Origin of the sequence: Clostridium magnum DSM 2767 (genome assembly GCF_001623875.1) — a bacterium.
Classification (GTDB): domain Bacteria; phylum Bacillota; class Clostridia; order Clostridiales; family Clostridiaceae; genus Clostridium_AM; species Clostridium_AM magnum.
In genome coordinates, this window is record NZ_LWAE01000005.1 from 168,752 (window position 1) to 190,136 (window position 21,385).

21 protein-coding genes are annotated in these 21,385 nt (G+C 32.0%); 17 read left to right on the forward strand and 4 right to left on the reverse strand.

The genetic code is table 11. From position 1 onward, the window contains the following. The first annotated feature begins 162 nt into the window (after positions 1-162). Positions 163-1,065 carry an EamA family transporter RarD gene (gene rarD / locus CLMAG_RS19730; protein WP_066626583.1) on the forward strand — a complete coding sequence of 301 codons (903 nt, stop codon included), beginning with the start codon at positions 163-165 and terminating at the stop codon, positions 1,063-1,065. A gap of 143 nt (positions 1,066-1,208) precedes the next feature. On the opposite strand, the gene CLMAG_RS19735 is transcribed toward rarD, so the two are convergent. Continuing rightward, the gene (locus tag CLMAG_RS19735; protein ID WP_066626585.1) at positions 1,209-3,110 is read right to left on the reverse strand and encodes a sensor domain-containing protein; all 1,902 of its coding nucleotides are present in this window, start codon (positions 3,108-3,110) and stop codon (positions 1,209-1,211) included. 305 nt (positions 3,111-3,415) lie between these two features. Beyond that, positions 3,416-3,811, reverse strand: coding sequence for a pyridoxamine 5'-phosphate oxidase family protein (locus CLMAG_RS19740; RefSeq protein WP_066626587.1), 396 nt, complete (start codon positions 3,809-3,811; stop codon positions 3,416-3,418). Positions 3,812-3,940: 129 nt separating this feature from the next. Here CLMAG_RS19740 and CLMAG_RS19745 point away from each other — a divergent pair, with 129 nt between their 5' ends. From CLMAG_RS19745 to CLMAG_RS19760, 4 genes are all read left to right on the forward strand, one after another. Then, positions 3,941-4,276, forward strand: coding sequence for a winged helix-turn-helix transcriptional regulator (locus CLMAG_RS19745; protein WP_066627038.1), 336 nt, complete (start codon positions 3,941-3,943; stop codon positions 4,274-4,276). A gap of 93 nt (positions 4,277-4,369) precedes the next feature. Further along, positions 4,370-4,888 (forward strand): NUDIX hydrolase, encoded by a 519-nt coding sequence (locus tag CLMAG_RS19750; protein ID WP_066626589.1) that lies wholly within the window; start codon positions 4,370-4,372, stop codon positions 4,886-4,888. Between the two features lie 256 nt (positions 4,889-5,144). Further along, on the forward strand, positions 5,145-6,722 hold the full coding sequence (locus tag CLMAG_RS19755; protein ID WP_066626591.1) for a glycosyltransferase family 39 protein: 1,578 nt from the start codon (positions 5,145-5,147) through the stop codon (positions 6,720-6,722). 4 nt (positions 6,723-6,726) lie between these two features. Further along, entirely contained in the window at positions 6,727-6,972 is a 246-nt protein-coding gene (locus tag CLMAG_RS19760; protein ID WP_066626593.1) for a hypothetical protein, read from the forward strand. A gap of 70 nt (positions 6,973-7,042) precedes the next feature. On the opposite strand, the gene CLMAG_RS19765 is transcribed toward CLMAG_RS19760, so the two are convergent. Then, entirely contained in the window at positions 7,043-8,038 is a 996-nt protein-coding gene (locus CLMAG_RS19765; RefSeq protein WP_082832012.1) for a metallophosphoesterase family protein, read from the reverse strand. Between the two features lie 266 nt (positions 8,039-8,304). Between CLMAG_RS19765 and CLMAG_RS19770 the strand changes: the two genes are divergently transcribed. From CLMAG_RS19770 to CLMAG_RS19805, 8 genes are all read left to right on the forward strand, one after another. Then, positions 8,305-9,294 carry an NAD(P)-dependent oxidoreductase gene (locus CLMAG_RS19770; protein ID WP_066626595.1) on the forward strand — a complete coding sequence of 330 codons (990 nt, stop codon included), beginning with the start codon at positions 8,305-8,307 and terminating at the stop codon, positions 9,292-9,294. A 149-nt stretch (positions 9,295-9,443) separates the two neighbouring features. Beyond that, the gene (locus CLMAG_RS19775) at positions 9,444-9,752 is read left to right on the forward strand and encodes a winged helix-turn-helix transcriptional regulator (protein WP_066626597.1); all 309 of its coding nucleotides are present in this window, start codon (positions 9,444-9,446) and stop codon (positions 9,750-9,752) included. Between the two features lie 298 nt (positions 9,753-10,050). Continuing rightward, positions 10,051-10,752, forward strand: a complete 702-nt coding sequence (locus CLMAG_RS19780; protein WP_066626599.1) for a pirin family protein — start codon at positions 10,051-10,053, stop codon at positions 10,750-10,752. Positions 10,753-10,805: 53 nt separating this feature from the next. Beyond that, complete coding sequence (locus tag CLMAG_RS19785) at positions 10,806-11,252, forward strand: MarR family winged helix-turn-helix transcriptional regulator (protein WP_066626601.1); 447 nt, start codon at positions 10,806-10,808, stop codon at positions 11,250-11,252. 80 nt (positions 11,253-11,332) lie between these two features. Further along, entirely contained in the window at positions 11,333-11,524 is a 192-nt protein-coding gene (locus CLMAG_RS19790; RefSeq protein WP_066626603.1) for a DUF1858 domain-containing protein, read from the forward strand. A 77-nt stretch (positions 11,525-11,601) separates the two neighbouring features. Further along, entirely contained in the window at positions 11,602-12,000 is a 399-nt protein-coding gene (locus CLMAG_RS19795; protein WP_066626605.1) for a (2Fe-2S)-binding protein, read from the forward strand. Positions 12,001-12,170: 170 nt separating this feature from the next. Beyond that, positions 12,171-12,602 carry a hypothetical protein gene (locus tag CLMAG_RS19800; protein WP_066626607.1) on the forward strand — a complete coding sequence of 144 codons (432 nt, stop codon included), beginning with the start codon at positions 12,171-12,173 and terminating at the stop codon, positions 12,600-12,602. A 122-nt stretch (positions 12,603-12,724) separates the two neighbouring features. After that, the gene (locus CLMAG_RS19805) at positions 12,725-14,119 is read left to right on the forward strand and encodes a L,D-transpeptidase family protein (protein WP_066626609.1); all 1,395 of its coding nucleotides are present in this window, start codon (positions 12,725-12,727) and stop codon (positions 14,117-14,119) included. Positions 14,120-14,300: 181 nt separating this feature from the next. On the opposite strand, the gene CLMAG_RS19810 is transcribed toward CLMAG_RS19805, so the two are convergent. After that, positions 14,301-15,701, reverse strand: coding sequence for a LysM peptidoglycan-binding domain-containing protein (locus CLMAG_RS19810; protein ID WP_066626611.1), 1,401 nt, complete (start codon positions 15,699-15,701; stop codon positions 14,301-14,303). A gap of 269 nt (positions 15,702-15,970) precedes the next feature. Here CLMAG_RS19810 and CLMAG_RS19815 point away from each other — a divergent pair, with 269 nt between their 5' ends. The 4 genes from CLMAG_RS19815 to CLMAG_RS19830 all read left to right on the forward strand — a co-directional run bounded on the left by CLMAG_RS19815 (position 15,971) and on the right by CLMAG_RS19830 (position 21,376). Then, complete coding sequence (locus CLMAG_RS19815) at positions 15,971-16,552, forward strand: flagellar basal body-associated FliL family protein (RefSeq protein ID WP_066626615.1); 582 nt, start codon at positions 15,971-15,973, stop codon at positions 16,550-16,552. A gap of 103 nt (positions 16,553-16,655) precedes the next feature. Next, a complete protein-coding gene (locus tag CLMAG_RS19820; protein WP_066626617.1) occupies positions 16,656-17,990 on the forward strand; it encodes a Na+/H+ antiporter NhaC family protein in 1,335 nt (444 codons plus the stop codon). Between the two features lie 149 nt (positions 17,991-18,139). Then, entirely contained in the window at positions 18,140-18,466 is a 327-nt protein-coding gene (locus CLMAG_RS19825; protein WP_066626619.1) for a CGGC domain-containing protein, read from the forward strand. 246 nt (positions 18,467-18,712) lie between these two features. Beyond that, the gene (locus tag CLMAG_RS19830; RefSeq protein ID WP_066626621.1) at positions 18,713-21,376 is read left to right on the forward strand and encodes a DEAD/DEAH box helicase; all 2,664 of its coding nucleotides are present in this window, start codon (positions 18,713-18,715) and stop codon (positions 21,374-21,376) included. The last annotated feature ends 9 nt before the right edge of the window (positions 21,377-21,385 follow it).

The following is a 21,385-nucleotide window of genomic DNA, read 5'->3' on the forward strand; positions in this document are numbered from 1 at the left end:
AAAGAAATGGTCTTAGAACACTAACTATTATGAGAAATTTATTGTATAATAAAAAAATGGGATTTATAAAGGAAAGGGGAAACAGGAGGTTCAAGAAATAACCAATAGATATTGCATATATTTTTAAAAGTGAAAAATAAGTGTAGAAAAGGGGGAGATTAAATGAGTAACGAAAAAAACGCTGGTTTAATATATGCTGTTGCTGCATATGTATTATGGGGAATCTTGCCTATATACTGGAAGTTGATAAATAGTGTATTTTCAATAGAGATTTTGTCTAATCGTATTGTGTGGGCCTTTGTATTCACGGTTGCAGTTGTTGCAGTAACTAAACAATGGGGAGAGTTGAAACGTATAGCGAAGGATAGGAAACAAATGCTTTATATCTTTATTGCATCAATTCTCATTGCCGTTAACTGGGGATTATATATTTGGGCTGTTAACTCAGATAAGATTGTAGATGCAAGCCTAGGTTATTATATTAATCCATTATTCGCAGTGGCTTTGGGAGTGTTGATTTTCAAGGAAAAGCTCAGTCTTTGGCAAGGAATTGCGCTTTCTATTGCTTCTATTGGTGTCATAATCAAAACCTTACAATATGGTAGAATTCCGTGGATTTCCTTAGGGTTAGCTATTTCCTTTGGATTATATGGTGCAATAAAGAAGTCCGTTAAGGCTAATTCTATAGTTGGACTAACTCTTGAAACAACTATGCTTACCCCTATTGCTCTAGGATACATAGGACTAAGGCATTTTAGCGGAGTGGGTGCTTTTGGGACAGAAGGTGCAGTAGTTATTTTTCTACTTATGGGATCTGGTGTAGTTACAGCTATTCCGCTGCTACTTTTTTCAAGTGGAGCCAAAAGGTTACCTATGTCAGTGCTTGGCTTTACTCAATACATTTCACCAACCATAAGTCTGCTTATTGGAATTTTTGTGTATCATGAAGGATTCACAGTTATGGATATGGTAAGCTTTGGTTTTATATGGGCGGCACTAGCTGTATATTCCTTTTCACAAATGGGGTTTGCTAAAGGCCTAAAGGATGTAGAACAGTGTAGTTGAAGCAAAATCTTAATTCAGATGGGGACTCTTTTACCCCATCTGATTCGAGTTTTACTTCATCCAAGCGCAAAAATAGAGGGTAACAATAAAAAACTAGCAGTTAATTAAGGTTATTAGCTGTTAGTTTTTTACCAATTATATTTTTATATGTAGGTGAAGTCATCCCTGCATATGAATATCCTCTTTGCTATCAGCATATCTTCAACCTCCTTTGAAGGTATAGGCTTGCTAAATAAATACCCTTGTGCTATGTTACACTTTTGTTTTTTTAGAAAATTAAGCTGATCTGGTGTCTCAACACCTTCAGCTACTACATCAAGTTTCATTTTTTTTGCTAACTTTATAATAGTTTTTGCAATTAGTTCCTCATTTGAATTTAATACTATATTATCCAAAAAAGATTTATCTATCTTCAATGTATTTATAGGTAATCTCATTAAATAGTTAAGTGATGAAAAGCCTGTGCCAAAATCGTCCAATGAGGTATTAATATTAAGTCTTTTTAGGTCATTTATTACTTTTATTGTATAATCAAGATTTTTCATTGCAATACTTTCTGTAATTTCTAGTTCCAGACACTTAGGGTTCATCTTCGTTTCTGATATTATTTTTTCTACGATGTCAATAAATTCATTTTGCTCAAACTGTTTTGCTGATATATTAACTGACATACGTTTTGGTGCAATTCTATTGTTCTCCCATATAACAAATTGTTCACAGACTTTTCTTAAAACCCATTCCCCAATTTCTACAATTAATCCTGTTTCTTCTGCCACAGGTATGAATTTAAAAGGAGGAATTAAACCTTGAGTTGGGTGGTTCCACCTAATTAGTGCTTCTAATCCTACTATCTTATTATAATTAATATTTACTTGTGGCTGATAGAATATAATAAATTCATTATTCTTTAATGCACGTCTAAGTCCATTTTCTATGTCTAACTTTTCAAGTATCCGTTGATTCATTTTATCATCGAAAAGAATGAATCTATTTCCAATTTGTTCTTTAGCATTATACATGGCAATATCAGCATTTTTTAATAAAGTATATTCATCTTGTCCATCTTTAGGATAGATTGCCGCACCTATACTTATACTTATATAAAATTCTCTATTATTAACACATACTGGCTTCTTGAACTGTTCAATAACTTCATTACACAAACTTACAACCACACTTTTATCTTCTATATTTTTAATCAGTAATACAAATTCATCGCCGCCAAATCTTGCAGCAGCTACATTATAACTAGCAAATTTAGAAAATAGTCCTCCAATGACCTTTAATAATTCATCTCCATTATTATGACCTAAAGTGTCATTTACATCTTTAAAATTATCTAAATCCATAAAAAGTAAAGCAATTTTGGAATCAGTTAACTTAGCTGATGTTATTGCAGAAGATAGTTGTTGCAAAAGAAGTGATCTATTAGGTAATGATGTAAGTTCATCATAATATGCTATTTTATTTTGCTGCTCTAATTGATCTTGTAGTTGTTGTTGAGCTGATTCTAGTTTGTTGTTTATTGTTTGTAATTCCTTATAACTTTCCGTTAATCTTTTAGTTGTGTTCTTTAACTCTGTTATGTCCATCCCTACTGATACAGCAAGATATGGATTTCCCTTAGCATCACGCATAAGATAGTTTGACCACATTATATCTAAATCTCTTCCATCTTTACAGTATAGTTTACATTCAGTTACTGGTGGGATTTTACCACCTTTCATAACATTAAACATTTCATTTAATCCTGGTATATGATTTTCAGGGAGAATCTTATTTATCCATCCTTTGCCCAAAACTTCTTCTTCCACATATCCAGTCTTTCTTTGACCATAATTATTAAACTTTAATAATATTCCATCTAAGTTCCATATATTAACGAGTAATTCTCCATTATCAATTAAACTAATACAAAATTCAGCACGATTGCATAAAACTTTATTTTCACCATCACAAGTCAAAATATTTTTAGTTGGTTGTATGCCTAAATAAGTTGGGTCTTGTGTTTCACCATCTATATAGTTTCTTTTCTTTAGTTCCATGATTCTCCTCCCATGACCAATACTATATAAATTGTAACATAGAAATCGACATTATTCACTGTTTTATAAAAATTATCGACAATTTTGCAAGTAAGTAAATATGATTATACTGTTATAGAACTATCACATGATAGTTGGGGGTATGAAGGAAAGAAGTATTATGTGGCAGCTACAAGAAAAATAAATATATTTTAAATTTGTACCTTTTTTGTTGAACAATAAAAGGCCATTTCAATCTTTCATAAGTTGAAATGGCTTTTGTAGAAGAAATATCTTGATTTAATGGTGGTAATGATTTACATATGCTATAGTGAGAATGTTTCTGGTTCCGCAGTAAAGGAAGAAATAGTAGCTGTTCCTTTAGTAAAGTATAAAACCGCGAAAATTCCATCATCAACGTTGTACATAGACTTTAGCATTGGAGCAGCCTCAAGTGCAACTTCCTTTACTTCACGTCTATCATCATTTGCAACTTCTCCAGTTATACGAATCCATTGTCCGTTTTTATTCATACTAGAGATTTCAACTTTAGGATTTTCCATCATTTGTTTAAAACAACTTTTAGTATTGTTTGTTACAATGTATAACTTCCCTTCATATTCAAAGACAGCACCAAATGGTCTAACTCTTGGTTGATCACCTTCGTTAGTTGCTAAATAAAAAGTGCCGCTTTCTTGTAAAAACTCTAATGCTTTTTTCATAATTATTGATCCTCCCCTATATGTATGTTAAAATTTAATACATGATAATAATATCATGTACAAGTAGAATAACAAGTACGATTTTTGTATGAGGTAAGTATCTAAATGGATACTAAAAAAGGAGATTTGATGGAGAACAAGGATAGTCTTTTTGGCAAATGCCCATATTTCACAGCACAAAAGGTGTTTTCGGGAAAATGGTCAATTTTAATTATGTATCATCTGAATGAAGGACCACTGCGCTATGGAGAATTACAAAGAAGAATGGATGATATAACACAGGCTACATTAACAAAACAATTAAGAATGCTAGAAGACTTCCGATTGGTTAGCCGACATGTTTATTCGGAAATTCCACCTAAGGTTGAGTATTCACTAACTGACTTAGGTAAGGCATTCAATCCAGTATTAGAAGAGTTTAGAATTTGGGGAGATAAGTATATTGAATCTATTAAAAATAAATAGGCTATAGCAAGAAAATTATTTCATGTAGATGATATAATTATAAATGATATTTGGTAGAAAAAAATTAAATGGCATTATTTTGTGAGGTAAATTATGATGGAACTGTGGGATATTTATGATAAAAACAGAAACTTAACTGGCAGAACAATGGAACGGGGCAGTGAATTTTATAAAGGCGATTTTCACCTTGTAATTCATGTTTGCATTTTTAATTCAAAAAATGAAATGCTTATTCAACAACGGCAACCATGGAAAAAAGGATGGCCGAATATGTGGGATGTAACTGTTGGCGGATGTGCTGTGTCTGGTGAAACAAGCATAGAAGCCGCTGAAAGAGAAATGTTTGAAGAAATAGGTTATGAAATTGATTTATCAGATGAACGACCATTTTTTACTATAAACTTTGAAGTAGGTTTTGATGATTATTATCTTGTTGAACGAGAAATAGAGATAAAAGATTTAACATTACAATATGAAGAAGTTCAATCAGTAAAATGGGCAAGTAAGGATGAAATTTTGCAATTAGTTAAAGAGAGGAAATTTATTGATTATTGGTTTATCGAATATTTATTTGATATGCGAAAACATAGGAGTGGATATCGCAGACAATGATATTTGTATAATATCTAAAATATAACATTTGAAGCTTTGAAAAATAGAAAAAGGCGATAGCTCAATTTTTTGAGATATCGTCTTTTTTAAATGATTTTTATAAATACACTGGTTTTGTCCATTTCCTCATCTCATGATCCCATCATTAAGCAATTTTATAAAAAACTTAATAAATTGTTCATAAAGTTGTGAAAAAACGGTGAAAATCATAATTTAAAATAGACATATCAAATAATTTCAACAGAGGAGTTTTCATATGTTAGAATTAATTAAGAAAACAATATATTTAATATTTACTTTTTTTATAGCACTTTTCATCGGATCGTCATTTTTTATTAGGGCTCAGTATAATTATTCTTTATATGGTGATAACCCTATACTAGAAAAACAAAAGCTTGGCATTTTTATTTTACTTATAGTGTTAATAATTCTATTAAGCATAGCTTTATATAAATTGTGCTTAAAACTTAATAAGTATAGTAAAAAAATTGTAATTCCTGTAACGTTGCTATTTTCCTTTGTCATTCAAATAGTTATTATATTCGCATTTACTGTATTACCTACAGCTGACTCTCAAACGGTACTTTCACTAGCTTTGGACATGCTGTATAGAAAAGATTATTCATCTTTTCAATCAGGTGGATATCTTTATATGTTTCCTTTTAATTTTTCTACCGTATTATATTTAAAAACTTTGCTATTCATGTTTCCTGATAACTATCTAGTTATAAAAGTTTTTAATATACTATTTTCTCTTGTTACAACTTTAATGATTTATTTAATATATAAAGAGATAAATTATAAATCAAAGGAAAATGATTATGGTGTTTTAATATTTGCTGCAATATATATACCATCACTATTTATGAGTAATTTCATATATAACGATATTATAGCTACAGCAACTCTTACAGTCGCTATATATTTTACAATAAAATTTGTAAAAGAAAAATCTATTAAGTATATTATTATTTCTTCAATCCTTTTATCAATCGGCAACTATTTTAGGAGCATAGGAGTTCTTGTTCTGATAGCTGCCAGCATTTACATTTTACTAACTATAAAGGAAATCGGAATTAAAAAGGTAATAATATCATTTTGCATAATGGCTTCCTTATTTAATATTCCTGGTTGGACTCAAAATGTTCTTTTGCAAGGAAAGAATATTGTAAATGAATCTGCTAATAAGAATTCTGCACCAATATATATGTGGCTGCATATGGGGATAAATATGGACAGGTTTGGTTTTTGGGATAATATGCAAAGCTATAATATATATCAGAGACAAGGAAACTATAACAAAGAAAAAAGTACTGAGTTATTTAAGGAATCAATTAAAAATAAGCTATCCAGCGCAACCTCAGGTGACTTGGTAAAAATGTATTATAAAAAGATTATATGGACTTGGACGGAAGGAACATATCAAGTTGATAGATATGGTATTGGTGATGAAGGATCAGTTAATAGAAGTCAGAGAATGGGCAAGATAATGAGTGTATATAGCTATACCACTGTTGCTACGGATTTATTTAAAGGAGATTCAAAATATAGAAGCGGATTGCTTTGGATATTATATGTAATGAATTTTCTAATGTACTGCTTTATTTTTATCAGATTGATAAGTGGAATAAAACATAAAAGCTTTGAGGAAGTGTTTTTAATTTTAGTGATTTTAGGGTTTATTGGATTCTATATTTTATGGGAAATTAAGTCCAGGTATATTTACCCGGTATATCCTTTACTAATAGTTTTATCATACATGGGATTTAAAGATGTATATGACTTTATATCAAAAAGAAACCTTTCACAGTTATCACTTAGAAAGAGGTTATAAAAGTATGCAAAAAAGAGTATGTAATATATTTATAATTGTTGCATTGGTTATTTGTTCTATGTCGTTAGTTTCCTGCAAGGCAATTGAAGCTCAGAATATAACAAATACTGGTTCAATGCCAAGGGTGAACGGTGGTGCTGGAATGAATGGAGGTCCAGGTGGAAATGGTGGTCCGAGAATGAACGTCGCTCCAGGGATGAATGGCAATACAAGGAATAACGGAAATTTTAATAACACAACAACTAGATAAGTTACGTCAAAATAAAAAAGAGTCCTTCTCAATGATTTAAAAGTCATTGTAGAAAGACTCTTTTCAAAATTTAATTTAAACCCACATCACCTGAAAATATCATGCGAGTATTAATAGTTGAGGGATTAGCTTCATTTATTTCGAAAATACGAGCACCTTTTTGTAGTTTAGGATTACCATAGGTTGCATAGCCTACGTTTCCTGCATAGCCAAGCGTTATGTTATTAAGGGCGGCTGTGTAGGTGTTGCTATGATCATGACCAACAAAAATACCCTTAACATCACCAGTGTTCACAATAGCATCAAATAATCCAGTATTGATTGAAGAGGTGCTTTCAGATTCCAGGCGCAGTCCATCAATATAACCGGTTTTATATGCAGTGTAGAATTCCTGCAGAGGGATATGAAAAAACATTATAGCTGGTATTGTTTTTTTATACTGCTTTTTTAAATTATTTGCTATAGTTTTATACCAGCAGATTTGCGGCTTGGTTATATAGTCATAGACGCCTAAAATGGAATATTTTCCTGAGTCTATAAAATAAACATTAAATTTTGGAGCTTGTGAGGATGATCCGTGTATCAGTAAATTATAGTTTCCCACTCTGTTTTCTGTTTTAAAGCCAATTTGACTGACGTTATAATTAAAGGTCATGTAAAAATTCATCATCTGTTCTTTGCTCATCATAAAATGTTCATCATCATGATTACCAAAGACCACAGCCCAAGGAATATTTCTGGATTCCATAGGCTTTGAAATGTTAGTTATTGCTTTTTTAACATCTTCAGCTGTTTTGCACTTTCCATCGATGTTATCTCCTGTTAAAACCACTAGATTGGGTTTTTCTTTGTCTAAAATTCTGTTCATAAGTTCAAGAGTACGTGGGTCTGTATTAGGGCCATCCTGAATATCAGCAAACTGAACAATTTTAAAGTTTCTTGATGTGTCAAACTTTAAAGGATATTTTGGGAGCGGTGAATTATTTCTATAGGTTATTTTAAAGAGAATATTGCAATAGGCAAATGATAGTAGGTCAATTATTGGTTTGAAAGGTTTGAGATTCATCTATTTCACCTTCATTTGAAAAAAGTATTCTAATCTCTAATTTTAAAATTAGTAATCAGTACATAATATGCTACAGTAAAAAAGGTTGCCACAATTGGAGGATTATACAATGTGTCTGATAACATCTATATTTTTTTCAACTGCAGCATGGGAATTATATTAATTAGATCATAAAGTGCAGGGGTATAGTTATGAATAATATGGTATAATTTCTATATTAAGTTAGTGATAAAAGATAGAATGCTTAACATAGAAAGGGGTACATTATGAAAATTTTAATTATTGGAAATGAAGATAGGTATAAAAAGTATATGCCCAATCTAGATATTGTGAGAGAGGCTACTATGTTTTTTTGCCCTCGCGGTGCCGGTGACGAAGAGCTGTTACAGGCTGGAGCTGATGCAGATGCTATTGCTATTGATCCTGTGGCAAAGCTTTCTGGAAATGTTATCCGCCAGATGCCAAACTTGAAAATAATACAGTCAGAAGGTGTGGGGTTTAATGGCATTGATTGCAAAGCTGCAAAAGAAAGAGGCATATATGTCTGTAATTGCAAAGGTGCAAATGCAGGTGCCGTAGCAGAGCAGACAGTGCTTTTAATGCTGGCATTGCTTCGTAACATCATCGTTGGTGATCGTACGGAGAGGGAAGGGAATCAGATATATATTAAGGAACAAATGATGGTGGAAGGCATCACGGAACTAGCTGATTGTAAAATTGGACTCATTGGATTCGGTGATATTGCAAAGGCAACTGCAAAAAGACTTGAGCCATTTGAATGTGAGACATACTATTACACCAAAATTCGAAAGCCAGCTGATGTGGAAAAAGATTATAATGTATCCTACATGGATTTGAATGAAATGATACATAGCTGTGATATTATAAGTATTCACTGTCCTGTGACCCCGGAAACTACAGGAATGATTAACAGTGAATTTCTAAATAAAATGAAACCAACTGCCTATATCGTTAATACAGCCCGGGGAGAAATCATTGACAATCAGGCACTTTATGATGCACTTGTATCGGGACAGATTAAGGGTGCTGCCTTAGACACTGTCGCTCCAGAACCTACTACAAGGGATAACATCCTTTTGAATTTGCCGGAGGAATATGCAAACCGTATTATTTTTTCACCACATATCGGTGGAATTACTACCAGCTATTTTTACCGAGCGCACAAGAAAAACTGGTCAAATATTGCTGTTGCATTAAAAGGTGAACGTCCTAATCATATTGTAAATGGATTGTAATATGAAAAAAGTCACAAGATGTAATCCATGTGTCATTTTGTGACTTTACTTTTACTGCTTCCTCACAATTGAAGAATTTGGTATAATAAAATAAGTTACTTACGTTTATAAAGCTAGTATGATAAAATAGGAATAGGTGGTGAATAAAAATGGAAAAGTATCACATGTGCCCAAAATTTGAAAACGCTTTTGAATTGTTAGGTAAGAGATGGACTGGATTGATTATTAGAACATTATTAAATGGACATAAGCGTTTTTCGGATATAGCAGAAGCAATTCCTAATATGAGCGCTCGTATGCTTACAGAGAGATTTAAGGAATTAGAGAAGGAAGGAATTGTTATTAGAACGGTTTATCCAGAAACCCCTGTTCGTATAGAGTATGAACTTACGGAAAAAGGGACTGAGCTGCAAGCTGCTATGAATGAAATTCAAAAGTGGGCAGAAAAATGGACATAATTGAGGTAACACAAATAACCTGATTACAAATCTCCTAATATAGTTAAGAGATTTGTAATCAGGTTATTTATATTATCTTAAAATAGGAGTCGAAAAAATTCTTAAATATTTACAACAAAAATTACTTGACTAATTAAAATAGAAATGTAATAATAAATCTGTAGTAACTTACAAAAAGTAATGAAGTTATTTAATTATATAAAATATTAAATAATAAGTTGTGAAAATAATTTCTTAAAATATTTGCTTATAAATTAAGTTTAATTACAAACAATAATTTAGTTAGGAGGGGGACAGGATGTTAAAAAAGATAGAAAGTAGAAATATGGGCAGTAGCAATCTTGGATGGTTAAGAAGTAAATTTCACTTCTCCTTTGCTGAGTATTATAATCCAGATAATATGAACTTTGGAGTTTTAAGAGTAATAAATGATGATTTAGTTGAAGCTGGTACTGGATTCGATACTCACCCTCATAGGAACATGGAAATAATATCTTATGTAGTTAACGGTGAGCTTACTCATGGAGATAGTATGGGAAATAAAAACACTATAACACGTGGCCATGTTCAATACATGAGTGCAGGAACAGGGGTTTACCATAGTGAGCATAATTTAGGAAAAGAAGAATTAAGATTTTTGCAGATATGGATATTACCAGATAAGAAAAACTATAAACCAAATTACGGAGATTATAAATTTAATTGGAATGATAGGCAGAATACATGGCTGCATATGGTCTCAAGTAAAGATGGAAATGCGCCAATAAAAATAAATCAGGATATGAATATTTATTCCCTAGAACTTGAAAAAGGAAAAGAGATTAGTTTTCCAGTGAAGGAAGGCAGGCAGGCATATTTAGTGCAGATAGAAGGAAGTTCCATTATAAATCATATTCTGTTAGCCGATAGGGATGGAATGGAAATAATTGAGGAAGATATATCAATAAGATCAGAACAAACTTCTCATATTTTAATTTTAGAAATGAAAAAACAAGACTAATATATTAAATTAAAACACTTGACAATATTACTAGTTAGTAATATATTGTTTATATGAGTAAGGAAAAAATATCTTATGGAGAATTAAGCGATTTAAACTTAAAGACATTAATAGTATTAAGTAGGGCTAGCCAGAAGGTTCGTAAAAAAGAACAAAGGACAATTAAAGAGGGAGGTTTAACAGTTTCTCAGTTTGCTGTACTTGAGATGTTGTATCACAAAGGAGATTTAAAAATTTGTGAAATACTTGAGAAAGCTTTAGCCACAGGTGGGAATATGACCGTTGTCATAGATAATCTAGCTAAGGAAGACTTAGTTAGAAGATGCGTTGATCCTAAGGATAGAAGAGTTAACTTAATTAGTATTACAGAAAAAGGCAGGCAATTGATAGACGATATTTTCCCTAAACACGTAGAAAATATTAATGAAATTTTTAATGTTTTAACAACAGAGGAAAAGAATAATTTAATAAGTTTATTAAAGAAATTATCTGGTGTATAAATATACACCTTATATTTTGAAATAATATTACTAATTAGTAATTAACTAATTAGTATCAGTAAAAGAGAGGAGATATATAAATGAAAGTAGAAAAAGAAACATTAATAAAAGATATAGTAAAGATGGGACCAGAAGCAGTACAGGTACTTATGGATTTTGGAATGGGGTGCATTGGATGTCCTGCTTCACAAGCTGAAAGTATTGAACAGGCAGCTGCAGTTCATGGAATTGAAGTTGAAAAATTACTTGAGAGACTGAACCAAGTTAAATAAGGTAAATATATATATAACACAAACAAACCAATGATAAATTCAGTTAATTATTTTAATATACAAAGGAGATAAAGAAGATGTTTAAATCAATAATTTCAAAATTTATAAAATCTAAAGAAGAAGATAAAGTAGTATGTGGATGCTACAAGGTCACTGTACAGGATTTAAAAAATGCAGTTAAAAATGGTGCTAAATCCTTTGAAGATGTACAAGCTGTTACAAAAGTGGGCGCTGGATGTGGCCATTGTGTGGAAGGCAACAGAGAACTAGTAAATGAATTAATAATTAGAAAAAAAATCGATGAAAATCAAATAGTATGTGGATGTTTTAAGGTTACAGCAGGAGATATAGTGGCTGCTGTTAAAAACGGTGCTAAGTCCTTTGAAGATGTGCAAGCAGCTACTAAAGTTGGTACAGGATGCGGCGGATGTATAGAAGGTAATAAAACATTGGTTGGCTATTTGTTGAAAAAATAATACTTTAAATAAAACACTTAATATTGAGATGTTAGAGACCATGATTCATATTTCTGAATTATGGTCTTTTTAAAGATAACAGTTAAAAGTTCACAAAAGAAGTAACAGTTGTTATAAAACCAAATAGTGATAATTAACTGAAACAATTGTATTAAAAGGAGACGAACAAAATGGAATACTTAAATAATATAGAAAAGAGTGTTAAAGAAATATGTGATGAATGTTGCCATAGGGGAACAGAACAGTGCAATTATAGGATCTGTAATATTGGATTTGTTGATTATGTAGCTAAAAAAATTAAGAGCAATTCGACATACTCCATAGATGATGGAGAAAGTTTAATCCCTAAAAGTGATTTAAAATATTATGATGAGAAAATTATTGCACGTGGAATAGCTAATATATGTAGGCTATGTAAAGACTGTAATGAAAATCACAGTGAAAATTGTGTTGTAGCATTGATTAGACGATCTTTAGAATATACACAATTAAAGGATAAGATTGAGTATCCAGGGAATGTAATTATGTATTTAATGAATGTATCGAAACAAAAACCAGAGTTTGCGGAGTTAATAAAAGAAGAATATATGAGAGTGGGATAACTTATAATAGATATTTTGGGAATATATGCAAAATGTTGGTTTTAAAATCAAAAATACAAGCATATTCTAAATTAGTTGTTATGTACAAATTAAAGTATTTTTGATGAAAGGTATAAATCGGTATGAAGAATATTAATATAGAAAGGTTTTTTAAAAGTAAGAATACAGGAAATATTGTTATTCTAATGGCTTCAATTTTACTACTATATTTACTTATTTCAGTATATTTTACTAAGCACTTCTTTTTTAATACAGTAATAAACGGAGCAGATGTCTCATTAAAATCCTATGATGATTCGGAGCATATAATTAGAAGTTATATTAAGGATTATAAGCTACAGTTAGTGGAGAGAAACGGGGAAGTAGAGGCAATAATAGGACAAAATATAGGAATGGAATACAATGAAAAAAATAGTATTTCTAAAATTTATCATAGGAAAAATCCATTCAAATGGATTATTTCATTATTAAAGGATCAAAAATATTATGTAAATGATTTATTTATTTACAATAAAGATAACTTGGAAAATAAAATAAATCAATTAAATTGTTTGAATAAAGCTATTACAGAATCCAAGAATGTAAGTTTTAAGTATTCAAATGGCTCATATGAGGTGATTGGAGAAGTATATGGAAATAAGATAAATAAAGATAAGTTAAATGAAGCCATAAAAATGAGCATATTAGAAGGAGAAACAAAATTAGATTTAAATGAAAAATTCTGTTACGAAAATCCAAAGTACACTCTAAGTTCTGATAAAACCTCTAAAACTAAGAATTTGCTAAATAAGTATGTATCAACAAAAATTACTTATATATTTGGAAATGAAAATGAAATATTAGGCGGGAATATAATAAATGAATGGCTTAGTGTTGATGAAAATTTAGAAGCGGTAATAAATGAAAAAGCAGTTAAGGAATATGTACAAGGATTAAGCAAAAAATATGATACAGTTGGAATAGCAAGAAATTTTAAAACATCTACAGGTAAAGTAGTAGAGGTTAAGGGTGGACTTTATGGATGGAAAATTAATAGTTCTGCTGAAACAAAAGCATTATTAGAAAATATAAAACTTGGTGAAATACTTAAAAAAGAACCTATATATATTCAAAAGGCTTTATCTAGAGGTGAAGATGAAATAGGCAATACTTATGTAGAAATTAATATAACAAGACAGCATTTATGGTTTTATAAAGAAGGAAAGCTTATAACTCAAGGTGATGTAGTAACAGGAAACCCTAATAGAGGATCTTCTACTGTGCTTGGAACTTATATGCTTAATTATAAACAAAATGGTGCAACTTTAAGTGGACCAAATTATGAAGCTGAAGTAACTTATTGGATGCCTTTTTACGGAAATATAGGAATACATGATGCAAGCTGGAGATATTCTTTTGGAGGAGAGATATATAAGCGAAATGGAAGCCATGGATGTGTAAATGCCCCATTATATTTGGCTAAAATAATTTTTGATAACATAGAAGATGGAACTCCTATTATTTCTTATGAAGAATAGAACTATAGCTAAATAAAAATAATTGGAGGTTCCGAAAGTATTCAGTTTGATATTGATAATTTGATTTTTTTGTTAATTGGATAACAAAAGTGCAGTCAAAATGTCAATGGCTGCACCAAATATGATTATATATCTAATAAGCCTTAACCTTTAATGGCAACTTATATCAGATTACTTACCGCTATCTTGTAGGAGACCAATCAAGGTTATAAAAGGTGAACCCACTTAATATATTAATTGGAACTAATTTTATTATATCTATACTCCAAACTTCAACAGGACGATATTCATCTCTGCACCCTGATAAGTAAGCAATCTTTCTACTGTCAGGAGACCAAGTTACAGGTGTAGAATAACAGCTGGAAATCGCCACGGTAGAATCACCTTCCCCTTTTGCTCCAGTTAATCTAATTAATGAGTAATATTTCCCGTTTATAAATTGTGTTGAACTATAAGCTATTTTAGTTGAATCTGGAGACCAGGTTGGATAGTAATTTTTTGCTTCAGGGCCACCAGGAATTTTATATATGTTCCTTGTAGCAAGTTCCATTGTATAAATTTCCGATATGCTGGCACCAGGTGTAGTCCATAAAACAAATTTACCATTTGGAGATAGCCTTACATTGTTCAAAGGCCAATTGGTGTTATTTGTAATTTGTGTTTCGTTGGTTCCATCTAAGTTGTTTTTGTAAAGCTGACTGATATTTGATTTATCCTTTGCCTCATATAGCAGTTCAGTACCATTTGGGAACCATTGAACGTGTGAAGTTCCTGAGCAATTGATTGTTTTGAATGTATTATTTAAAACGTCATAGATTCTAATGATTTTATTATCAGAGTAAACGATTCTTTTGCTATCTGGAGCCCAATCAATAAACCCTGGAACAGTAATCTGATCAATTTTCGAAACTTTCATTGTTGTAAAGTCTATGATAGAGATGATTCCAGAGTTCCCCACATATGCAATACGGTTCTGATTTGGGGACCAAAATATCCGTGATGTTTCACTTGCTTGATCTATAGACATAGTACTCAATTTGCCCGTATTTGGCTCATACAGTCCCAAGTAAGATTCAATACCGTCATTCAATATTACAGCCAATCTTCCTGTACCACCAGGCGGTGGATATGGAATTGCAATAGTCATACCTGGTATTATAGACGGAGTAAGACCAGGGTTTGCTTTTATTATAAGTTCAGGCCTTGGTTGTCCGTTAAGTATAACATTATATTTTGCTGCAATTTTATAAAGAGTGTCACCTGGTCTAACAATATAATAGGGTACTCCTTGAGGAATAATTAGAATTTGTCCAGGTACTATGATATATGGTGGGGCAATTCCATTTGCTTCTATGATTATACTGGTAGGTACACCATAAATTTGTGATATAGAGAAAATAGATTCACCAGGTTTTACAACATAAGTAGTTACACCAGGAGGCATTGATAACTGCTGGCCTATATAGATTGTATAGGGGGCTGTAAGATTGTTTGAATTTATAAGAGAGATGAGAGGAATATTAAAGCGTCTAGCTATATTATTAAGTGTGTCACCTGAACGGACAGTGTAAAATACTTGCATAGGATTCTCCAAAAACAATTAATATTGATATATATAATATGATTTTAAAAAAAATTGGTGAATTTAAAAATGCGGTATATCTAAAAGCCAAATTAGTATAAATGCTAATTTGGCTTTTAGATATGGATTGACTTACAGAAACAATCCTAAAATGGTAATACTCATAACTATCGGATGGACAAAAGTCCTAAAAAGTGATATTTTTAAATTGTATAATTTAATAAATAAAATCCGGTTATTTAAATAAAGCGCATTAATAAGGGGGAAAAATGGGAAAAGTAAGGAAAAAGATATGGTTGTTTATACTTATACCAGTATTAGTGTTGGCAGTTGCAGGTGGTGGAGCCTATTTTTATTTACAGACAAAATTAAAAGCAGCAGGGAACAGCACTAACACAGAAGTTGTAAATGCCATGATAAAAGAAATGGTTACACATCCTACAGAGGTAAAAGAAATGATGGACTCCATAATTATAACTGATCAAGGTGCAAGTACATCTTCAGAGGGTAAAGAAAAATCAGCTGATACAGGGAATAAAAGTGGAAATGCATCCACTGGAACATCACCATCTTCTGTAGAGAAGAGTGTACCCACTCCAAGTTCATCATCTGCGGCTCCAGTTAAAAGTGAAACTACTTCTGATAGTTCATCAATATCTTCTCTTGAATATATGAAAGCACATCCTAGTGAGTATGAACTTCTTAGCACAGGTGCAAAAAATTTGGGAGGCAATAATTATCGCCTGACAGCAACTGTTAGACATAAACTTACAGGAAAAATAAATACTGTAGAGGTTACAACACAATTAAGCGAAAGCATGAAAGAAACGTTGAGAACTTATAGAAAATAAATATAGTTTAGGATGAAGACCCTGGCTAATTAATTAGTCCAGGGTTTTCTTTCTATACAGACTAACATAACAAAAATGTAATATTAATTATGGAGGAAATAAAATGGCAGAAATTATAACCATAGGAATATTCCTAGCTGCATTATGCATTTGTATTATTGGAAAAGTACAGATATTGTATGCATTAATATTTGGATTATTTTGTTTTACTGGATATAGTATTTATGAGGGCAATTCCATAAAAGTAACTATGGGCATGCTTTGGAAAGGTGTAGCAAAGGTGAAAACTATCCTAATTGTCTTTGCACTTATAGGACTTCTTACTGCTGTTTGGAGGGCTGGAGGAACCATACCTTTTATTCTCTACCATGCAATTAGCATAATTCAGCCAAGAATATTTGTGCTTTGTACATTTTTACTATGTTGTGTAATGTCATTTCTTACAGGCACATCCTTTGGTACAGCAAGTACTATGGGAGTAATTTGTATGATGCTTTCTAATTCTGCAGGACTTAACCCTCTGCTTACAGGTGGTGCAGTATTATCCGGTATTTTCTTTGGGGATAGATGTTCACCTATGTCCTCAAGTGCCCAGCTTGTATGTGCGCTGACAAAAACAGATATTTATGAAAATATAAAAGGCATGACGAAAACATCTATTGTGCCACTAATTTTCACCTGCATTTTTTATGTTTTTGCAGCTAAAACAGGTGGTTTAAATATTGTAGATACCTCTTCAGCAGAATTGTTTAGCAAGTCTTTTAATCTGGAGTGGATCACTGTTATTCCTGCCATACTAATTTTGCTTTTAGCTATTTTACATATTGATGTGAAATATGCCATGGGAATAAGTATACTGACAGGTTGTATAATTTGTCTTACAATTCAGGGGTTTACAGTTTCAAAACTAATTTCTTGTTTGATTTTTGGGTATCAGGCTCCTGATAATCCAAGGTTAGCATTACTACTAAATGGCGGAGGCTTAGTATCTATGTTTCGGGTAGGGGCTATTGTTACCATTTCATCATCTTATTCCGGTATTTTTTCACAGACTAAGCTTTTAAATGGTGTGAGGAGTTTAATTCAAAAAATTTCTCGCTATATAACTTCCTTTGGTGGGGCTGTTGTTATAGCAATATTTTTCAGCGGAATCAGCTGTAACCAAACTCTGGCTGTTATTATTACTGAGCAGATGAGCAGTGACTTATATACTGATAAGAAGGAGTTGGCTATGGTATTAGAAAATACTGCTATTGTCATTGCACCTTTGATTCCCTGGAGTATTGCTGGTGCTGTACCAATCACTACAATTGGAGCAACCTCTGGATGTTTAATATACGCAGTATATTTATATGCTTTACCAATATGGAATTTTATAATTACTCTGTTGCATACAAGAATTGATATAAGAGATAAGTTTATAAAGTCTTCTATCTAATTTAAGATATAAGGTAGATACTAATATTGCATGGTATGGAAGGAGAAAAAATGCTTATATTCATATTTGTTTTTCGTGATAGGGGTCATGGTAGCAGCAATACTTTTGTGATATCATGAGCGTAAGAAAAAGAAATATGTGAGGAAACTATGGAAAAGAAAGTTGGAATTATAAATTGTTTTGAAGTATCTAAAAGATGCTCTGGGTCAGGCTGTTTTAAAGCTTTTAATAATAAGGGAGCTTCTTTCGAAAATTATGACACCGATTCACAATTAGTAAGTTTTGTGCACTGTAATGGTTGCAGTGAAGATTCGGTAAATCAGGTGGTGACAAGGGCACAAAAGATGAAAGAAGCTGGAGTGAATACAATACACTTATCCTCCTGCGTAAGATCTAGATGCTCTTATTATAAGGAATTTATAGAAGCTTTATCAAAAGATTTTGAAGTGGTGGGTTATACCCATGGTAGTTCATAGGGGAAAAAGGGAAAGTCAGAGTAGAATTACGTTGGGCGATAACAAAAGCTACAGGAAAAATATAGTGTAGCTGAACTTAACTAGAAATAAAAAGAACTAAAGTTATTATTGTGTTTATTTAATAGTCTAGTTAATATCCCAGAGTGCACCTTGAAAAGGGTGCATTTTTACTTATTAAACTAGATGTAATTATTTATACTTTGGTATATACTTATGAAGTAATTTAGTAGAATGGGAGCAATATTAATGAATATACGTGATTTAATCATATACAATAAAATAATACCCAAAAGAGAGGCAATATATGAGAACTTCCCAAGTACTTTGTCAGAGGAATTATGTGGTTACCTCTCTGAAAAAGGAATTACAAAACTATATTGTCATCAAGCTGAAATGTTTGAAAAGGCTATAGAGAAGAATAATATTGTGATAACTACATCTACAGCAAGTGGAAAAACACTTAGTTTCTTATTGCCAGTGATACAAGACATACTGTCAAATCCTCTTGCGAGAGCGATTTTTATATATCCTACAAAAGCCCTTGCAAGCGACCAGTATCGTGCTATCTTACCATACCTGGAATTCTTCGGGGAAAATAGAATTTCAGCAGGCGTATACGATGGAGATACACCTGTAAATGAAAGAAGCAGAATCAGAAAAAGCGCCAATATCATTTTAACTAATCCGGAAATGTTAAATGGCGCATTTTTGCCCAATCACAGTAAGTTTGGTTTTGATTTCATATTTTCTAATTTAAAATATGTTGTAATTGATGAACTTCATACATATAGAGGTGCCTTTGGATCTCACCTGGCAAATGTTTTTAGGAGACTTGGAAGAATATGCAGATACTATAATTCATCCCCACAATATCTTTGTAGTTCAGCAACCATAGCAAATCCAGTGGAACTAGCAGAAGAAATCTGCGGACAGAAATTTATCCGGATTTATAAGGATGGGTCGCCGGCTGCGGAAAGAAAGTACGCGTTAGTTCAGCCGCCTAAAATTATGGGAAAGGATAAAAAATACTATGGACAGGTACAGACAACTACAGTTGCTGCAGACCTGATTCCTGATTTAGTGGAAAGTGGTAATAGCTTTATTGCCTTTGCTAAATCAAGAAGAAATGTTGAGGTAGTATTAAAGGAATCAAGAGATAAGTTGGAATCAGAGAGTTTCTTTGGAGCATCATTAAAAGATAAAATATCCGGATATAGGGGAGGCTATACGCCATTAGAACGTAAAGAAATTGAAAATAAGATGGTTACAGGAGTTTTGCGAGGACTCATATCCACCAATGCTCTAGAACTTGGTATAGATATTGGAAAAATTGATACAACAGTACTTGTTGGATATCCGGGAACGAGAGCGTCCTTCTGGCAGCAGACAGGAAGAGCAGGTAGAAGCGGAGGAGAATGTACAAATTATTTCATTTTAGATAGTTTGCCTTTTGACCAATATATTGGAGTTAATCCGGACTGGCTCTTTGAAAGGGGAAGTGAAAATGCAGTAATTGATAAGAATAATTTATTAATACAGCTAGCTCACATACGTGCTGCAGCAGCTGAAATACCGTTAACTTTAGATGATATTTCTCTTTTCCCTGATTTAGGGGAAACTATTCCTGTTTTAATCCGGGCAAGTGAACTAATCAGTCAAAGCGGCAAGTTTGCATGGTCTGGAAATTCCTATCCGGCAGGAGATTTTAGTTTAAGAAATATTGATAAATACAGATATAAACTGATTAATAAGGAAAATAATAAAGAAATCACAGAAATGGATGAAATGCAGGCATTCCGTGAAATCCATAACGGGGCAATATATATGCATGATGGGGTGCAATATCAGGTTATAAAACTGGATTTAGAAAGTAGAACTGCATATGCCGTACCCTTTAATGGAAATTATTATACAATGCCGGGAAGCAATACTAATATTAGGATTATTCAAGGTAGTAAGGAAATATATTATAAGCGTGTTAAAGTTACTTTTGGAGATGTAAACGTGGATGAAATAGTTTATATGTATAAGAAACTACAATTTCACAATCATCAAAACCTGGGATTTGAACAGCTAGAAAAACCATTGTCAAAGGATTTTGATACAGAAAGTACATGGGTAAAGGTTCCTGATAATGTAGTTAAGGTATATAGACGACTGCTTCAGGAGAGTGAAAATGGTAAGCTCATAAGAAATAATCATTTTGAAGGATTGTGTTATGCAATGAAAAATGCAGCGATGATGGCCACTATGACAGAACAGGAGGATATTGGAGTTTCAATGTCAAATAGCGCAGTTCAAATAAGTGGAGATTTTTCAGCAGAAGTTTATATGTTTATTTATGATAAATATATAGGAGGACTTGGATATTCAGAAAAAGCATTTGATATTATTGCACAGATTATTGACAATGCTATTAAAATGGTGGGTGGATGTAAATGTGAAAATGGTTGTGCTGCATGTATCGGGGATTATAAATTAGATAAAGCAGTGGTTTTGTGGGGACTAAAGAATTTACTAGAAGAAATAGAGGCTCCGAAGGATATTAAGTTAGTGGAATACGGACCATCAACCTTTATAAAAAAGCCATTTCAATTTAGTGAACTACCAGAAAAGTGGAATGAATTTTGTGAGCATTTAAAGGGAAATGGAGACACCTTTGCAGCATTTTTAAGTACTATTCCAAGAGTGGAGATAGACAATAGTGTTTTAATGTTAGTAACTAATAATGCTTTTTATAAAGAATGGATCATGGAAGAAAGTAATAAAAGAAGTTTAATCAATATTATTTCATTTCATACAGAAGCTCCCCTAGGTATTGATTTAAGAATTATACTTGATAATACAGAGAATAACAGAACAGATGTGAAAAATAAATTACAGAGAAGATATGATAATCTTGTGAAATAGGAGAACTCT

Excerpts from the sequence above, each read along its gene's own strand:
- rarD (WP_066626583.1), top strand. The coding sequence starts at position 163 with ATGAGTAACGAAAAAAACGCTGGTTTAATATATGCTGTTGCTGCATAT.
- CLMAG_RS19735 (WP_066626585.1), bottom strand. The coding sequence starts at position 3,110 with ATGGAACTAAAGAAAAGAAACTATATAGATGGTGAAACACAAGACCCA.
- CLMAG_RS19740 (WP_066626587.1), bottom strand. The coding sequence starts at position 3,811 with ATGAAAAAAGCATTAGAGTTTTTACAAGAAAGCGGCACTTTTTATTTA.
- CLMAG_RS19745 (WP_066627038.1), top strand. The coding sequence starts at position 3,941 with ATGGAGAACAAGGATAGTCTTTTTGGCAAATGCCCATATTTCACAGCA.
- CLMAG_RS19750 (WP_066626589.1), top strand. The coding sequence starts at position 4,370 with ATGATGGAACTGTGGGATATTTATGATAAAAACAGAAACTTAACTGGC.
- CLMAG_RS19755 (WP_066626591.1), top strand. The coding sequence starts at position 5,145 with ATGTTAGAATTAATTAAGAAAACAATATATTTAATATTTACTTTTTTT.
- CLMAG_RS19760 (WP_066626593.1), top strand. The coding sequence starts at position 6,727 with ATGCAAAAAAGAGTATGTAATATATTTATAATTGTTGCATTGGTTATT.
- CLMAG_RS19765 (WP_082832012.1), bottom strand. The coding sequence starts at position 8,038 with ATGAATCTCAAACCTTTCAAACCAATAATTGACCTACTATCATTTGCC.
- CLMAG_RS19770 (WP_066626595.1), top strand. The coding sequence starts at position 8,305 with ATGAAAATTTTAATTATTGGAAATGAAGATAGGTATAAAAAGTATATG.
- CLMAG_RS19775 (WP_066626597.1), top strand. The coding sequence starts at position 9,444 with ATGGAAAAGTATCACATGTGCCCAAAATTTGAAAACGCTTTTGAATTG.
- CLMAG_RS19780 (WP_066626599.1), top strand. The coding sequence starts at position 10,051 with ATGTTAAAAAAGATAGAAAGTAGAAATATGGGCAGTAGCAATCTTGGA.
- CLMAG_RS19785 (WP_066626601.1), top strand. The coding sequence starts at position 10,806 with ATGAGTAAGGAAAAAATATCTTATGGAGAATTAAGCGATTTAAACTTA.
- CLMAG_RS19790 (WP_066626603.1), top strand. The coding sequence starts at position 11,333 with ATGAAAGTAGAAAAAGAAACATTAATAAAAGATATAGTAAAGATGGGA.
- CLMAG_RS19795 (WP_066626605.1), top strand. The coding sequence starts at position 11,602 with ATGTTTAAATCAATAATTTCAAAATTTATAAAATCTAAAGAAGAAGAT.
- CLMAG_RS19800 (WP_066626607.1), top strand. The coding sequence starts at position 12,171 with ATGGAATACTTAAATAATATAGAAAAGAGTGTTAAAGAAATATGTGAT.
- CLMAG_RS19805 (WP_066626609.1), top strand. The coding sequence starts at position 12,725 with ATGAAGAATATTAATATAGAAAGGTTTTTTAAAAGTAAGAATACAGGA.
- CLMAG_RS19810 (WP_066626611.1), bottom strand. The coding sequence starts at position 15,701 with ATGCAAGTATTTTACACTGTCCGTTCAGGTGACACACTTAATAATATA.
- CLMAG_RS19815 (WP_066626615.1), top strand. The coding sequence starts at position 15,971 with ATGGGAAAAGTAAGGAAAAAGATATGGTTGTTTATACTTATACCAGTA.
- CLMAG_RS19820 (WP_066626617.1), top strand. The coding sequence starts at position 16,656 with ATGGCAGAAATTATAACCATAGGAATATTCCTAGCTGCATTATGCATT.
- CLMAG_RS19825 (WP_066626619.1), top strand. The coding sequence starts at position 18,140 with ATGGAAAAGAAAGTTGGAATTATAAATTGTTTTGAAGTATCTAAAAGA.
- CLMAG_RS19830 (WP_066626621.1), top strand. The coding sequence starts at position 18,713 with ATGAATATACGTGATTTAATCATATACAATAAAATAATACCCAAAAGA.